The 14,600-nt window shown below is 63.2% G+C and carries 13 protein-coding genes and 1 tRNA gene; 8 read left to right on the top strand and 6 right to left on the bottom strand.

Annotated features, from left to right (window positions below; translation table 11 throughout):
• Positions 1 to 223 precede the first annotated feature (223 nt).
• Positions 224 to 682: a phasin gene (locus tag IQ26_RS13755; protein ID WP_145718018.1), complete on the top strand. Its 459-nt coding sequence runs from the start codon at positions 224 to 226 to the stop codon at positions 680 to 682.
• A 443-nt stretch (positions 683 to 1,125) separates the two neighbouring features.
• Positions 1,126 to 1,202: transfer RNA gene (locus IQ26_RS13750), tRNA-His, on the top strand.
• Between the two features lie 46 nt (positions 1,203 to 1,248).
• Here the strand turns inward: IQ26_RS13750 and IQ26_RS13745 are convergent.
• Together IQ26_RS13745 and IQ26_RS13740 are read right to left on the bottom strand one after the other, a co-directional pair.
• Positions 1,249 to 2,751 carry an ROK family protein gene (locus IQ26_RS13745; protein WP_145718016.1) on the bottom strand — a complete coding sequence of 501 codons (1,503 nt, stop codon included), beginning with the start codon at positions 2,749 to 2,751 and terminating at the stop codon, positions 1,249 to 1,251.
• 36 nt (positions 2,752 to 2,787) lie between these two features.
• Positions 2,788 to 3,693 carry a tagatose-bisphosphate aldolase gene (locus IQ26_RS13740; protein ID WP_145718015.1) on the bottom strand — a complete coding sequence of 302 codons (906 nt, stop codon included), beginning with the start codon at positions 3,691 to 3,693 and terminating at the stop codon, positions 2,788 to 2,790.
• Between the two features lie 283 nt (positions 3,694 to 3,976).
• Here IQ26_RS13740 and IQ26_RS13735 point away from each other — a divergent pair, with 283 nt between their 5' ends.
• The 5 genes from IQ26_RS13735 (at position 3,977) to IQ26_RS13715 (ending at position 9,016) form a co-directional block, all read left to right on the top strand.
• Positions 3,977 to 4,882 carry a sugar-binding transcriptional regulator gene (locus tag IQ26_RS13735; RefSeq protein WP_145718013.1) on the top strand — a complete coding sequence of 302 codons (906 nt, stop codon included), beginning with the start codon at positions 3,977 to 3,979 and terminating at the stop codon, positions 4,880 to 4,882.
• 476 nt (positions 4,883 to 5,358) lie between these two features.
• Positions 5,359 to 6,339: an ABC transporter substrate-binding protein gene (locus IQ26_RS13730; protein WP_145718011.1), complete on the top strand. Its 981-nt coding sequence runs from the start codon at positions 5,359 to 5,361 to the stop codon at positions 6,337 to 6,339.
• 101 nt (positions 6,340 to 6,440) lie between these two features.
• Positions 6,441 to 7,502 carry an ABC transporter permease subunit gene (locus tag IQ26_RS13725; RefSeq protein WP_145718004.1) on the top strand — a complete coding sequence of 354 codons (1,062 nt, stop codon included), beginning with the start codon at positions 6,441 to 6,443 and terminating at the stop codon, positions 7,500 to 7,502.
• Positions 7,495 to 8,250, top strand: a complete 756-nt coding sequence (locus tag IQ26_RS13720; protein ID WP_145718002.1) for an ATP-binding cassette domain-containing protein — start codon at positions 7,495 to 7,497, stop codon at positions 8,248 to 8,250. Before IQ26_RS13725 ends, IQ26_RS13720 begins: the two co-directional genes overlap by 8 nt.
• 523 nt (positions 8,251 to 8,773) lie before the next feature.
• Entirely contained in the window at positions 8,774 to 9,016 is a 243-nt protein-coding gene (locus IQ26_RS13715; RefSeq protein WP_145718000.1) for a DUF768 domain-containing protein, read from the top strand.
• Positions 9,017 to 9,076: 60 nt separating this feature from the next.
• Here the strand turns inward: IQ26_RS13715 and IQ26_RS13710 are convergent, their stop codons facing one another.
• From IQ26_RS13710 to IQ26_RS13700, 3 genes are all read right to left on the bottom strand, one after another.
• On the bottom strand, positions 9,077 to 10,210 hold the full coding sequence (locus tag IQ26_RS13710) for a DmpA family aminopeptidase (RefSeq protein ID WP_145717998.1): 1,134 nt from the start codon (positions 10,208 to 10,210) through the stop codon (positions 9,077 to 9,079).
• 89 nt (positions 10,211 to 10,299) lie between these two features.
• Positions 10,300 to 11,865, bottom strand: a complete 1,566-nt coding sequence (xseA, locus tag IQ26_RS13705; protein ID WP_145717996.1) for an exodeoxyribonuclease VII large subunit — start codon at positions 11,863 to 11,865, stop codon at positions 10,300 to 10,302.
• Positions 11,866 to 11,939: 74 nt separating this feature from the next.
• Entirely contained in the window at positions 11,940 to 12,896 is a 957-nt protein-coding gene (locus IQ26_RS13700; RefSeq protein ID WP_145717994.1) for a LysR substrate-binding domain-containing protein, read from the bottom strand.
• A 178-nt stretch (positions 12,897 to 13,074) separates the two neighbouring features.
• Here IQ26_RS13700 and IQ26_RS13695 point away from each other — a divergent pair, with 178 nt between their 5' ends.
• On the top strand, positions 13,075 to 13,365 hold the full coding sequence (locus IQ26_RS13695; RefSeq protein WP_145717992.1) for a DUF1127 domain-containing protein: 291 nt from the start codon (positions 13,075 to 13,077) through the stop codon (positions 13,363 to 13,365).
• A gap of 198 nt (positions 13,366 to 13,563) precedes the next feature.
• Here the strand turns inward: IQ26_RS13695 and IQ26_RS13690 are convergent, their stop codons facing one another.
• On the bottom strand, positions 13,564 to 14,565 hold the full coding sequence (locus IQ26_RS13690) for a DUF937 domain-containing protein (protein ID WP_145717991.1): 1,002 nt from the start codon (positions 14,563 to 14,565) through the stop codon (positions 13,564 to 13,566).
• Positions 14,566 to 14,600 lie beyond the last annotated feature (35 nt).

Here is a 14,600-nt window from a genome sequence, read left to right as displayed (position 1 = left end):
CAGTTTGCAGTTAACACTTTGTTAATAAAAGCCGATGGAACGAAGGTCCACAAGCCATAGCGTGCATCAGCAGGAATCTCTGGGCTCGTGGTTAACGCCGGGAAAGAATTTATGGTGCGCTGCAACAAAGATATTGCAATGCACAAAATTTGCCTTTATATTGCCATCATACATGAACGAGACGGCTTTCCTTCAAAGCCGCTGCCACTGTAAAGGATGGAAAATGTCCAGGACCAAGACCGCCGAGACGATCGAAAACGTTGAATTCCCGAGCTTCGACGCTTCCAAGGCCACCGACCAGATCCGCGCTTTCGCCGAAAAGGGCGTCGAGCAGTCGAAAGAGGCCTATGCCAAGCTGAAGACCGGCGCCGAGGATACCCAGAAGGCACTGGAATCGACCTTTGAGACCGTCAAGACCGCTTCCAATGACCTGTCGCTCAAGGCCATCGCTGCTTTGCGCGCCAACACCGAAGCCGGCTTTTCGCATCTCGAAGCCCTGATCGGCGCCAAGTCGCTGTCGGAAGCAGTCGAGTTGCAGACCGCATTCCTGCGCAAGCGCGTCGAGATGACCGTCGAGCAGGCAAAGGATTTCCAGACCGTCGCCTCCAAGGCGGCCGAGGACGTCACCAAGCCGATCAAGACCGCCTTCGAGAAGGCGTTGAAGGAAATTAAAGCCGCCTAATATTTGCGCATGTTTCGAAGATGCAACAAAAGGTCGCATTTTTTCGAATAAGATTATGTGAGATATAGCGGTCAGAGCGAATACCCGGCGGGTGGAACCTCCTCCCTCTGCCCTCCGGGGTGACCAGCCAGCACCTCCTCCCGCTGGCTCGTAACAGGAAAAGGCCGGCACCTCCTCCCGCCGGCCTTTTTCTTTGCGCGGCGAAAGGTGACGCGCCGTCGCCGGGCAATCTTTGCCTACAGCGCCCGCGTCCTCTTGGACGCACAAAGGACGCTGTAGAACTTTGGATTTTTGCGCAGGATCCTTTCCGAAAATCGATTCTGATTTTCGGGGTCATGCGCGGCCAAAAGCCTTGAATTAAACTCCGATAGCCCGTATGGACGCATCGCCGAACGACAGAGCGGGTCCCGGAGAATTCCATCTCGGTCCGCTCAGGCAAACGTGCCGTTGTAGCTCAGATGGTTAGAGCGCCGGATTGTGGATCCGGAGGTCGCTGGTTCGATCCCAGCCAACGGTACCATCGCTTTATCCGTTAAATCACTGAATTTGTTAGGCGGCAGCGTTGCCTATGTGTCAGCCACAATCATCGCCTGCAGCCATTGCGTGATGGCATCGAAAGCGATCGGCTTGGTCGTGTCGACGTCGAACAGCGGTCCGCGTCGCAGCGGCTCGGCGCGCTTTGCCAGTTCGATAAGCTCGGGGATATAGGCCGCTCCGGGATGGCCGGCAGGACGCTGGTCGAGCCGTGCGCGATAGCGCTCGGCCAGAACCTCGCCGGGCGCATGACACCAGATTTCGGCGGTCTGCTCGACACCGGCCCTTTGCAAGTGATCTTCGAGCACCTGGCGTGGCTGGAAGCCGAACCAGGCATCGATGACAAAAATGGTGCCCGCTGGCGCTTCGCCGACGACCGACCAGATGGCCTGGTAACTGGCGCGGCCGAGCGTGCGGTTGAATTCACGATCGCCGCCGCCGAGCGCTTCGAGGAACGGGTTCTTGATCGTATCGAGCGTAAGCAATGGCCATCCCATGCGCTCGGCAATGCCGCGCGAGACCGTGCTTTTGCCGCTGGCAGGGATGCCGTTTACCAGCACGGCGCGCCGGCCGGGCACGGCACGCCGGCCGGCCACGGTACGCCGGCCTGGGTTGAGCGGGGCGGATGGCAAAGACGCTGGCGACGCTTGTGTAACTGTCGCCTGCGCTGCCAGGGCTTGCAGACCGGCGCCGATAACGCCGGCATCGTCGCCGAGTTGCGCCGGTTCCACCGGGCATTGGTACCAGGGCGCCAAAGCAGGGGCCCTGGCAAGCGCCCTGTGGGCCGCCAGGCCAAGTCCGCCGCCGAGCAGCACAAGGTCGGGGTCGAACATGGCTACAGCCGTATCGATTGCCGCACGCAGCGGCTTGGCCCAGGCTTCCAGGATGCCGCGCGCCAGCGTGTCGCCGCCCGCATCCCGGGCAAAAAGCTGATCGACCGAAACATCCGGACCGAGGCCTGCCCGCGCGATATGACGGCCAAGCGCGGTTCCTGAGCTGGTGGTTTCAACGCAGCCGCGCCGGCCGCAGACGCAGGCTTCGCCCGATATGTCGACGGCGATGTGGCCGAGCTGCCCCGCCGTGCCGTTGCCGCGGACGATCCGCCGGTCCTGCGCCACGGCACCGCCAATGCCGGTCCCGATCGTGAACATGGCGATGTTCTCATGGCCTCTGGCGGCGCCGACAGCCATCTCGGCGATCAGCGCCATGTTGCAGTCATTGTCGATCACGACGGGCTTGCCCGCCGTGCTTTCCAGCCGTTGGGCAAGGGAGACCGAGGCGAGGTTGACATAGCCTCCGGACAAGACCGCGCGACGCCGCGCATCGACGCGGCCGGGGACGCCAATGCCGATGGCGGCAACTTCGGGAGAATCGAGCCGGCGTACCATTTCGGCGATCCGCGACAGCACAAGCTCCGGGTCCGGCGCGCTCTTTTCGGACACGCGGTCGAGGATTTCGCCTGTGCCGGAAATGCGGGCGGCGCGCAGATTGGTGCCGCCAATATCGATCCCGATGGCCATCGAACTAAGAGGCATGACGTCCCGTGCGTGCCTGGTGTGAACGCCGAATGGCTAGGCGGCTTTCTGCCGGTAGTTTCCGATCACCGCCTGAAGCTCGCGCAATCTCGACACTGCAATGGTCTTAAGCCTTTCACGCTGAATGTCACGGTCCAGCGAGATGCAGTCCTTCCACAGCGACCGGCCGGCGATGACGCCTGACGCGCCGTTCTTCATCGCGATCTCGACCTGGCCCAGGAACGTCGCGTGGTTAACGCCGGCGGAGAGCACCGCCCATGGCACCTCGCCGGCCATGCTGGTGATCCTGGCGCAGGCCTCCGGCGTTCCGGGGTAGGGAAGCTTGAGCACCTTTGCCCCGCATTCCAGTGAAATCCGGGTGCCCTCCTCGACCAGCCATGGGATTTTGGCCGTGTAATCTTCAAGGCTTTCGCCTTCGACCTGATAGGTCAGGAACTCGACGACGAGCAGGAGGTCCTCTTGCCCGAAGTCGGCGATGCATTGCTGCAGAATGGCGACATTGTGCTCATTCGCCTCCGGCCGGTCGGCCCTGAGATAGACCATGATCTTGCCGCCGGTGCCGCCGAGCTCGCGGACGCGGCGCGCGTCAATGCCGGGAGCGAGGCGCGACAGGCGGTAGCCGGCGGGCGAGACGTCGAAGCCCGAGGCGTCGAGGCCGATGAGCAGGGCCGTATCGCGGTTCAGTACCCCTTCATCGACAACCCGCGGCACCGCGCAGAGCGGGTCGAGCAGCACGCAGGACGCCTGACTGGCGAGGTATCGCGTGATGTCCGACTTGGTGTCGCCCAGCATGTCGTTGGTGATCTTGGCCTGTTGCGCAGGGTCCGATGCGAGCAAGGTCCGCATGCCGCCGCGCTGGTCGCAGGCGATGGCCATCATGGCCCCGTCCTTGCCGCATATCTGCTGGTAGCCGCGCAACTCTGCGGTCGTCATCTTTGTCATGGTCTTTTGTCCGATGTTGGCGCCCGTTCACCAGGGCGCGGGTCCGTGGAACAAGAAAGGTTCAGTTTTACCTGCCTGTCGGCAGGAGGTTTTGCCGCTTTGATGCGCTATCGAATCGAGAAATGTGGCCTTGGTCCGCAATGCTCCGTGGAAACGAACCTACGTTGCGAGTCTGCCGAATTTGCGCGATAACTCCCATCGGTCGACGGGTCTGTAACACATTGCTGAAAGGAATTGCAAGCTGTCTGTCCCTCCCGCACAAGATGTTGCCGCATCGCGGACGATGCTGCATACGGTCGCCAAACTGCACTACGAGGCGGAGATGTCGCAGGTCGATATCGCGCGGCGGCTCGGCGTCTCCACCGCGACCATATCGCGTCTCCTGCAGCGGGCCAGGGCAGAGGGCATCGTGCGGATCGAGGTTCTCGATCTTGCAACGCCCGAAGGCATCACAACGCAGCTGATCGACGGACTCGGACTTCGCGACGCGGCGGTCATCGAGACGCCGGCAGCCGGTGCGCTGACGGCGCTCGCTGCACCGCTCGGCGCCTTGCTCAAGCAAGCGGACCTGACGGCCGGCTCGGTGGTCGCCATCGGCTGGGGGCGAGCCATCCGCGAAGTGATCCGGGCCGGCCTGCCGCGCATTCCCGGCGTTCTTACCGTCGCTGCCACCGGCGGCATGCAGCAGCAGGCGCCGCATTTTCAGATCAACGAGTTCGTGCGGCTCGCCGCCGAAGAGTTCGGCGGGACGCCGCATTTCATCCATGCGCCCTATCTGCCGTCCTCCGAATTGCGTGAGGTCTTCCTTGGCGATGCGGCCATCCACGACAGCGTCGCGCTTTGGGACCGGACCGACGTTGCAATCGTCGGCATCGGCCTGCCCCATGCCATCAATCCGCCCGAGGCGAGCGCGGCCACGCTGAGCGAACAGGCCCTGTTTCATGCGGCTGGAGACGTCATCCGCCATTACTTCGACGCCGAAGGCACCCTTATCCCGTGGGAGGGCGAGGGCAGGATGATCGCAATGTCGCCGGTCCAGCTTCGAGCCGTTCCGCTGGCGATCGGCGTTGCCGCCTCGCCGGAGAAGGCGTCGGCCATCATCGGTGCCGCCCGCGCCAGGCTTATCAACGCTCTGGTAACGGACACGATGACGGCCCAGGCCATCCTCGAGGCTCTCTCGCCCCGATAGTGGCGCGCCGATGCGTGACATCGGCACGCCTGATCGATCCCAAACTGATCGACACCAAACGCCGCTCGCGAACCCGCCGCGAGTCATCGGTTGTATCGGCAAAGAGTTGGGGCAATAGTCAGTGTGCGGGACTCTGCGGAGCACACACATGGTCTGGTTTGAGCGCGTTTCGACCCCGAAATACCCTGTTGCAATTTCTTTCAGCAAAGTGTTACAACCTTGCAGCTAGGCACGCAGGCGCGCCGAGCCGCGCTGTTCCCGGGACCTTGCGGAGGCTGGAAACGGGACTGCGCGCATCCGGCTGGTCGGGTTCGACCGGCTGACCTAACGACAGGGGCGCTTGGGAGGAGCTGCCCATAACGGCAAGCAGGCGAGACCGTTTCTCGCCGTAAGCATTTCACGTAGCCGGAACGCATTGACGGCCATTTCGATGTCAGTCGCAACGGCAAATCTGCCAACACAATGAGGAGGATGTTATGAAGAAGATTGTTGCCGCTCTCGCGGCTCTCGCCATCTGCGCCACGGCGCTGATCACGCCTGCTTTGGCGCAGGACAAGAAATTCACCATTGCTCTCGTTCCGGGCCTTACCACCGACGGCTTTTACATCACCATGCGCAAGGGGGCTCAGGCAGCGGCCGATGCCCTTGGTGTAACGTTGGTTTTCCAGGGCGCCCCGGATTTCAATCCGGTAACGCAAGTCCCGGTGCTTGACGCGGTCATCGCCAAGAAGCCGGACGCCATCCTGATCGCGCCGACCGACAAGGTTCAATTGGTCGAGCCGCTCCGCAAGGCCAATGATGCCGGCATTCCGGTGATCACCGTCGACACCTTCATCGGCAGCGGCGTTTACCAGACCGGTGCCGGCGAGGCGGATTTCCCGCTGTCCTATATTGCTTCCGACAACATTCTGGGCGGCGAGATCGCCGCCCGGGCATTGGCCAAGGCCATAGGCGACAAGGGCAAGGTCTACGTTTCGAACGTCAAGCCCGGCATTTCGACCACCGACCAGCGTGAAGAGGGCTTCAAGAAGGAGATGGCGGCCAACCATCCCGGCATCACCGTTCTCGAGACCCAGTTCAACGACAACGACGCCAACAAGGCCGCCTCGCAGCTGCAGGCTGTGTTCGCGCGCAATCCCGATCTCGTTGGCGTGTTCGGTGCAAATCTGTTCTCCGCGCTCGGCGCGGCGAATGGCGTCCAGCAAGCTGGACAGACCGGCACCGTCAAGGTCGTGGCGTTCGACGCACCGACCAGCATCGTCGACAACATCAACACCGGCCTGGTCGACGTTGCGATTGCCCAGCATCCCGCCGAGATCGGCTATTTTGGTGTCGTTTCGGCCTATGCCCACCTGACCGGCCAATCGATCCCGGTTGCGATCGGCACCGGCTTCACGATCATGGACAAGGCGAACATCGCTGATCCGAACATCTCGAAGTACCTCTATTCCGAATGAGTCCAAACCAGCTTGGTTTCCTTCCGGCTTGCCGGGAGGAGACCTGCGCCGGGTCTCTGGGCCCCTGTTGACGGAGGCCGCGCCGCGGATCGGATATGCCAATGACCTCAACATCACCAATCGAGCAGAGCGAAACCCATATCGCTCCTCAGGCCGACCATGGTGATCCGGCCAGGACCTGGCTCGCACGCATCGCCGAGGGGCGCGCCTGGCTGTTTCTCGCCGGCCTGATCATCTGTTTCGAGGTTTGGTCGAGGCTCTCCTTCGGCGCGACCTTCATGCTCAATCCGTTCAACCTGCAGTCCATTGCGATATTTGCCGTGGCGCCGTTGCTGCTTGCGACCGGACAGACATTCGTCATCATTTCGGGAGGCATCGACCTCTCGCTGGGCTTCATCATGGGCCTTGCGGCGGTCGTCGCGGCCCACGCTACGAACATGGCGGGAGCCGTAATCCCGCTGCCGCTGGCAATGCTGGCGGGTATTCTGGCGGCCGTGATTGTCGCAGGGGTGCCTGGCGTCATCAACGGCTTGCTGATCTCGCGCCTGAGAGTTCCGCCTTTCATCGGCACGCTTGGCATGTTCGGCGTTGCGCGCGGCGTTGCTTTCCTCCTGGCCGGCGGCACGACGGTGCCGGTCCAGAATTCCTGGTTCGCGCTGCTCGGCAACGGCAGGCTCTACGGTGTGCCTTATCTCGTCATCATCGCCGCCGTTTTCGTCGTCGTGATGCACTACATCCTGAGCCAGACCCGGTTCGGTCAGCACAACTACGCCATCGGCGCCAATGTGCAGGCGGCGCGTCGTGCCGGCATCGACATCAGAGGCCATACCCTGCGCCTCTATGTGCTTTCGGCGATGTGCGCGGGCCTCGGTGGCGCGCTCTATGCAGCGCGTTTTACCGCGGGCGCGGCCCAGGCCGGCGAGCCGTTACTGCTCGACAGCGTCGCAGCCGTCGTGATCGGCGGCGCCAGCCTGTTCGGCGGATCCGGCACCATCTTCGGGACGGTCGCCGGTGCGCTGGTGATCGCGGTCATTCAATACGGGCTGGTTTTCGTCAATGTCGAGCCGTTCTGGCAGTTCATCGCCGTCGGCTTCGTCATCATCATTTCCGTTCTCATCGACCAGGCGCAGCGCCGGTTCAGTGGAGCCCGTCAGGATGAATAGCTCAGGCCAGACCACCCCTCTCCTGGAAGTCCGGAACCTTTCCAAGCACTTCGGTGCCGTCCGGGCGCTCAACGATTTCTCCATGGTCGTGCGGCCCGGCGAAGTGGTGGCCCTGGCGGGCGACAACGGCGCCGGCAAGACGACGCTGATCAAGGCGATATCGGGCGTCTTTCAACCGAGTGGCGGTGAAATTCTGCTGAGGGGCCAGCCGGTGACCTTTGCGACGCCACATGAGGCGCGCGAGAAAGGCATCGAAACCATCTATCAGGATCTCGCTCTCGCCGACAATTTGTCCATTGGAGCCAATATCTTCCTCGGCCGTGAGCCCATGCGCAAGGCCTTCGGCTTCTTGCCGGTGCTCGATCGCAAGACCATGGCGGTCGCCGCCAAGAAGACCATGGGGCGGCTGGATTTCCATGTCAGCCGGCTCGACGCTCCAGTCAGCAATTTCTCCGGCGGTCAACGGCAGGCTGTTGCCATCGGCCGGGCCGTCTATTGGGACGCGCAGATCCTGATCATGGACGAGCCGACCGCGGCCCTCGGCGTGCCGGAGCAGCGCAAGGTCATTTCGCTCATCCACCAGCTCAAGTCGCAAGGGCGGGGCGTGATCTTCATCTCGCACAATCTGCAGGATATTTTCGCCGTTTCCGACCGCATCGTCGTGCTGCGCCGCGGCGTCCAGGCCGGCGAGCGCAAAATATCGGAAACCAACCATGACGAAGTCGTCAAGCTGATGGTTGGCGGATAGGCCGGGATTTTCGATTGCAACTCACGTCTCGAGTGAATCCTTGGTGAGCGTGCCGAGGGGCCATCAGGCATGCCGGGACCTTGCGAAAGCTGCAAGTCGGATCCTTCAGCGCGACGGAAAGAAGCAGGATGCCGAGCAGGGTCGACATTGCATGAGGATGTCCCTATATAGCGGCGGCTTCGACGGCTCGCCTTGAGCTGTGCCGGCGAGAGTGCCGTAGATGTGCTTCGTATTGTGACACCTATTGTGATGCAAATCGGCCTTGGGGCCGGAAAAAGCAAATAGAAACAGTATCTTGGGGCCGCAAGCGATCCCAGCCTACGGTAACGCTCTCCTCGAGAGCTAGAATCTCCTCAAGAATTAGAACGTGCTCCTTGAACCTTCGATTTCCTTCAGCTCTGTGGAGCTTGGACAAGATCGGCTTGCCGGGCGACGACGACTCGGTTGGAATGGGAGCATGCATCTTTTCGGGGATGCCGATGTTTATGATTACCAACCGGCGCAGCCGCCAGGGAACAGCAGTATGAGTGAACACGCGATCGAGTTCTTGCAGGAGTGGATCGGCGAAAAGGTCCAGTGCCAGTCCTCGCTGGACAGGATCGAGGAGCAAGCCGAGACCCTCGCCAAGGAATGCGCCGCCAAGGCGGCCGAGGCCGGCATACCGCTGGAGGACATCCAGGAAGAGGTCGGCGACATTCAGGAGCTTATCGCTTCGAAGCTCGAAGAGGCGGCCGAAGCCGACCAGGACGAAAAGAATTCGGACTAATGCACGTCGGCCCACGGGCTCAACCATTTCCTACGCGACGCGTGTGACGCACCAGCCGCCTTACGTCCCGCGGCCTGCCCCGAATTTACCCTCGAGCCATGCCTTCGGCAGCGCCGGCACGAAATTGCCGTCGCGCCCGGTCATGTCGTCATTGGCGACCAGCGCATTGAGGATCGCTTCCTCCACACCTTGGATCACGGCGTCGAAGAACGGATCGATGTCGGTATCCGGGATGAAATCGGCGCTGGCGGTGCGGCCTGACGGCGCCAATGCCGCCTCGCGGTTGGCGGTCGAAAAGGCCAGGAAAATATCGCCCGAGCTATGATAGCCGAAGCCGCCGGTCATGGCGACGCCGAGCGGCTCCCGGCGAGCCAGCCGCTTCATCTGATGCGGCAGGAATGGCGCATCGGTGGCGACGATCCCGATGATCGAGCCCTTTTCGGCGCGCGGCGTGCTTTCGCGGATCGCCGGTTCCACGAGATCGGGTCCGGCGCGCAAGCCGCGAATGGTGAAATTGCTCCGCTCGCCGAAATTCGCCTGCACGAACGCGCCGACCGTGTAGCGCCGGCCTTGCCATTCGACGATGCGCGATGCCGTGCCGGAGCCTGCCTTGAAATCGAAGGCGATCATGCCGGTGCCGCCGCCGACGCTGCCTTCCTCGATCGATCCGCTGGTCGCGCTATCGAGAGCCATGGCGACATGCTCGAACCTGAGATGGTGGCCGTTGATGTCGTTCAGGAAACCGTCATAGGTTTCCGCCGCCACCGGCAGGCCCCAGGCGCTGTCGAGCGCGGCCGGCAACACGCGCTGCATCCAGCGCAGCGTTCCATCGCGCGAAACGCCGCAGGAATGCGTGTTGGTGATGGTGATCGGAAAATTGAAGGCACCGGTCTCCTCGATCATGTACGAGCCGGTCAATTCGCCATTACCGTTCTGACTGAAGGTGCCGGCAAAAACCGGCGTGGCCAGGTCGGCGCGCGGTCTGGGCAGGATGGCGGTCACACCGGTGCGCACCGGTCCCTCGCCGACCACCAGCGCACCGTCGCCCGAAATCAGAGTCGAGTAACCGACCGCAACGCCAGGCACATCGGTGATGGCGTTGAACGGTCCGGGCGTGCCGTCAAAACTTATGCCGAAACTTCTCGCCCGCGGCCTGTCGGAAAGCGTCCTCTGGTGATGCGGATTGTCGGTCATTCGCGCTCGGAAGTCATGGGCACTCGGAAATCATAGGCATTCGGAAGTCATAGCCATTCGGAAGTCACGCGCCTGGAAATCATCGGCACTCAGAACAGGGAACCTTGATTGCCAGGCTCCTTGGCTTTGGCGGTCGGCTTTGCAATTGTTTTCGGCCGTACGGCACCGCTGGTCGCAACCGCATCGGCCGTTCCGTCGGCGAACTCCAGCGAAAGCGCCATTCCCGACACCACGTCCGCCGCCTGCTTGATTACCGCCCCGTCGGCGTCTTTCACCAGGGCGAAGCCCCGCGCCAGCACCGCCTTGTGCGACAGCGTCGCCAGCAGCCGGTCGGCCTGGGTCAGTTTCCCGCGCAAACGTTCGAGCCGCACCGAGATCACCCGGTCCTGCCGCCGTGACAAAGCCGCCAGGGCATCTCCCTGCAATTTCTGCCGCCTTGCGATCGGCGCGGGCGACAGCCGCGCCGCCGTGCGCGAAAACCGCGTTCGCCGCTCGCGCACGATGGCGAAGAACGCTGCTTGCGCGCGAGCGAGATCACGGCCGGCCAATGTGCGGGCCTCGTTCATGCGTCGCGACAAAGTGGCCGGCGTCAGCCGCTGCGCCTGAAGCCTGGCCCGCTTGCGGTCGATGCTGACGGACAGCGCCCGGCCAAGCCGGCTCGTCGCCTCGTCGAAGCGCCGGCGCGGCAATGCCAGCAACTGGTCGGGCGAGGGCAGCGCACGGGCGGCTGCACGCACCGCCTGGCGCTTGCGTTCGAAATTGCGCGATGCCGCGGTCTTGAGCCGCGCGCCAAGGCCTGCCAGCGTCACTTCGAGGTCAGCGCGCACGGGCACGGCGATCTCGGCGGCGCCCGTCGGTGTCGGCGCCCGCACATCCGCCGCCAGGTCGATCAGCGTCCAGTCCGTTTCGTGGCCGACGGCGGAGATCACCGGAATGCGAGAGGCTGCGACGGCGCGGGCCAGCGTCTCGTCATTGAACCCCCAGAGGTCCTCGAGGCTGCCGCCGCCGCGCGCCACGATCAACAGGTCGGGGTGCGGGATAGCGCCGTCCCATGGCAGCGCGTTGAAGCCGTTGACGGCGGCCGTCACTTCCTTGGCCGTCGTCTCGCCCTGCACCCGCACCGGCCACACAAGCACGTGCAGCGGGAACCGGTCCTTGATCCGGTGGATGATGTCGCGAATGACGGAGCCTGTCGGCGAGGTGACGACGCCGATGACGCGCGGCATGAACGGCAGCAGGCGCTTGCGACCGGCATCGAACAGGCCTTCGGCCTGCAGCCGGCGCTTACGCTCTTCCAGCAGCGCCATCAGCGCCCCGGCGCCGGCCGGCTCCAGATTGTCGATGACGATCTGATAGTTGGACTTTCCGGGATAGGTGGTGAGCCGGCCGGTGGCGATCACCTCCATGCCCTCTTCGGGACGGAATTTCAGCCGGCCCATAGTGCCCTTCCACACCACGGCGTCGAGCCGCGCGCGGTCGTCCTTCAGGCAGAAATAGGCATGGCCCGACGAATGCGGCCCGCGGTAACCGGAAATCTCGCCACGCACCCGCACATTGCCGAAAGCATCCTCGACCGTGCGCTTCAGCGCGCCGGAAATCTCGCTCACCGTATATTCGGCGGCATTGGTGCGTGATTCGGATGCAGTGTCGCTCATGGGTCGATTGGGGGGCGGTTGAGCGTCCGCGTCAAGTCGGCTGTGTTCGGTGCCGGCCCAAATTGCGGGGTCCTTCACCAGCCCGGCAGGATCTGGTTCGGCTTGGTCCGCTTCATCTTCGAAAAAGCGAGCGCGGCGAAGTCGAAGGTTCCCGTCTCGTCGCCGAGCGGCACGGAAATGTTGTCGAGGCTTTCCGAAATGTGACGGGCCAGTGCGTCGACGATCTCCGGCCGCGACGTCTGGCCGCGCATGATGCCGATGCGGCAATCGGGCAGCGCCCCGAACCCGTCGGCATCGCCGAGAACCCGCATGCCGGGCCGCAGCGCGCATTCCGGCAGCACCGAGATCGCCAGGCCCGAAAGCACCGCGGCGGTGATGACCGTTGCCGAAAAACTGGTGAACAGGATGCGGTAGTCGCGATTCTGCCGGTCGAGAACGTCGACGGCGGCCCGCCGCCAGATGCAGTTCGGCCGGCCGAAAGCCATCGGCAGTGTGTCCTGCTCATGTGTCGCGTGGTTGGCCGAAGTGACCCACAGCAGCGGTTCGCGCCGCACCACTTCCGACTGGCCGTGCGCGTCATTGTGCGTCACCAGCGCCAGATCGAGATTGCCGCGCTTGATATGCTCGACCAGCCCCGGCGTCGGCTCGCAGATGACGGTCAGCTCGACGCGTGGATTGGAACGGGCGAAGCGGGCCATGATCTCGGGCAGGAAGCGATCGGCATAGTCGTCCGGCGTGCCGATGCGGATCGTGCCTTCGAGCCGCCGGTCGTCGAAAGCGGCCAACGTTTCCCGATTGAGAAACAGCAGCCGTCTTGCGTAGGAGAGCAGCCTGTCGCCATCCTCGGTCAGCTTGTTGGTGCGCCCGTCCTTTTCGAACAGCGGCTTGCCGATCCGTTCTTCCAGCCGGCGCATCTGCATGGACACCGCCGACTGGGTCCGGTGCACCTCTTCTGCCGCGCGGGTAAAGCTGCCGGTGTCGACGATCGAGACGAAGGTCTGCAACTGATCCAGATCGAGTGGCGCTTTCATCGGTCCAATCCATCACTAGTGTTGATGCTAAAGATTAGAAACATTCGTTGGATTAATCAATCAGGTGATGGCAGATTCGGCATTGTCCACATGACGGCATGTGAATCGGGACCGGAACGGCCGCTGTTTCAAGCGCCGATCGCCCGGCTTCGTCCGTTCGAATATGAAGGAGACTGACATGGCTACGTTCGATTTCGCCACCGAGACCCCGCGTATCACGTCGCGTCCGGCCGTTGCGACGCGCGTGGTCAACACCATCTCCAACGTCTACCGCGCCTGGAAAAACCGCCGCGCCTTCTATCGTCTTGGCGATATGTCGGACGCCGAACTTGCCGACATCGGCTTGACGCGCGCCGACCTTCATGTCGCCATCGACGTGCCGTTTGGCCGCGATCCAACCGCGAGGCTTCGCGCCATTGCGACCGCTCGCGCCGAAACGGTCGAGGATCTCGCCCGCAAGGTCGTCTGATCGCATTGGTTTGCGTGCTGTTTTTTCGGTCGCGGTGAACTTTTTTGAGGCTCGACGCGACCAAGATCTATCGCAGGCGCCCACTCCCGCCGGTTCCCCCCGGCCCGCCTGCGCACTGCCCGGTCCTCCCAAGGATCGGGCATTTTTTCCTCAGCTTCGTCATCCTTGGGGCTGCGTCGCGTGGGTCAGCGACAAGCCCTACCGCCGATCCATTCCTCGCTTGAACTGATCGAAGATCGATTCCATGCCCTTCTGGTAATCGTCGCGCTGCTGCGCGCCCGTCTCGAACATCTTGCCGAACAAATCGTCGAACGGATTTCTCGGCCTGCCGCTCGGATTCGTCTGTGGCTGCGGCGCTTGGGGCTGCGGAGGCGCCTGACGCGACTGCGGCTGAGATTGCTGCGGCTGCGGCGCGCCGCCGCCGAACATATCCTGCAGTACCTTGCCGAGCGGATTATCACCCATGGGGTTCTGCGTCTGCTGCGGCCGGCCCTGCGGCTGCTGCGCGCCGCCGCCGAACATATCCTGCAGCACCTTGCCGAGCGGATTGTCGCCATAGGGATCGGGCGCCTGCTGCGGCTGGCTTTGCGGCTGCTGCGCGCCGCCGCCGAACATGTCCTGCAGCACTTTGCCGAGCGGATTGTCCATCGGGCTCGCGGGCTGTGGCGCCTGCCGCTGCTGTGGTGCCGGCGCTTGTCCACCGGCCTGCCGCATCATCTGCTCGATGATCTCGCCGAGCGGATTGCCGCCGCCGCCGAATCCGCCGGCCGCCTGCATCTGATTTGTGGTCTGCTTGAACAGCCCGCCCATCATCATCGAAGCCACGGCCGGCAGCATCTGCTGCAAGATCTGCTGACTGACGCCGCTCGCCTGCGCAGCCTGGCTGGCAACGGCGCGGGACAGGTCCTTCGAGCCGAACAGATGCCCCAGAATGCCGTTGCCTTCATCGACGCCCTGCGGCGAGAAGGCCCGGCTTGCGTCCTCGAAATATTTGGCGTGCTGGCCGCTGGCCATTGCCGTCATGAAGGAGCCGAGCCCGTAGGGGTCGGACGTGTTGCGCTTCAGCCCCTGTGAAAAGGCCGGCAGCAGAGCCTCGACCGCCGATTGCGCCTGCTGCTGCGAAAGCCCGAACTGTTGGGCCAGAGCCTGCATGCCGTTACCGTTCTGGGCCTGCGCCAAAATGTCGAACAAGGAAGGCATTGGTTTTCTCCTCGGGAAAATCCTCGTGGAGAGAG

Origin of the sequence: Mesorhizobium tianshanense, assembly GCF_007830515.1 — a bacterium.
Classification (GTDB): Bacteria; Pseudomonadota; Alphaproteobacteria; order Rhizobiales; family Rhizobiaceae; genus Mesorhizobium; species Mesorhizobium tianshanense.
This window is presented reverse-complemented; position numbering and strand designations above follow the sequence as displayed.

What these genes read in the sequence shown, in the direction of transcription:
- IQ26_RS13715 (WP_145718000.1), top strand. Translation starts at nt 8,774, where the DNA reads ATGAGTGAACACGCGATCGAGTTCTTGCAGGAGTGGATCGGCGAAAAG.
- IQ26_RS13735 (WP_145718013.1), top strand. Translation starts at nt 3,977, where the DNA reads ATGCTGCATACGGTCGCCAAACTGCACTACGAGGCGGAGATGTCGCAG.
- IQ26_RS13740 (WP_145718015.1), bottom strand. Translation starts at nt 3,693, where the DNA reads ATGACAAAGATGACGACCGCAGAGTTGCGCGGCTACCAGCAGATATGC.
- IQ26_RS13700 (WP_145717994.1), bottom strand. Translation starts at nt 12,896, where the DNA reads ATGAAAGCGCCACTCGATCTGGATCAGTTGCAGACCTTCGTCTCGATC.
- IQ26_RS13755 (WP_145718018.1), top strand. Translation starts at nt 224, where the DNA reads ATGTCCAGGACCAAGACCGCCGAGACGATCGAAAACGTTGAATTCCCG.
- IQ26_RS13720 (WP_145718002.1), top strand. Translation starts at nt 7,495, where the DNA reads ATGAATAGCTCAGGCCAGACCACCCCTCTCCTGGAAGTCCGGAACCTT.
- xseA (WP_145717996.1), bottom strand. Translation starts at nt 11,865, where the DNA reads ATGAGCGACACTGCATCCGAATCACGCACCAATGCCGCCGAATATACG.
- IQ26_RS13730 (WP_145718011.1), top strand. Translation starts at nt 5,359, where the DNA reads ATGAAGAAGATTGTTGCCGCTCTCGCGGCTCTCGCCATCTGCGCCACG.
- IQ26_RS13695 (WP_145717992.1), top strand. Translation starts at nt 13,075, where the DNA reads ATGGCTACGTTCGATTTCGCCACCGAGACCCCGCGTATCACGTCGCGT.
- IQ26_RS13745 (WP_145718016.1), bottom strand. Translation starts at nt 2,751, where the DNA reads ATGCCTCTTAGTTCGATGGCCATCGGGATCGATATTGGCGGCACCAAT.
- IQ26_RS13690 (WP_145717991.1), bottom strand. Translation starts at nt 14,565, where the DNA reads ATGCCTTCCTTGTTCGACATTTTGGCGCAGGCCCAGAACGGTAACGGC.
- IQ26_RS13710 (WP_145717998.1), bottom strand. Translation starts at nt 10,210, where the DNA reads ATGACCGACAATCCGCATCACCAGAGGACGCTTTCCGACAGGCCGCGG.
- IQ26_RS13725 (WP_145718004.1), top strand. Translation starts at nt 6,441, where the DNA reads ATGACCTCAACATCACCAATCGAGCAGAGCGAAACCCATATCGCTCCT.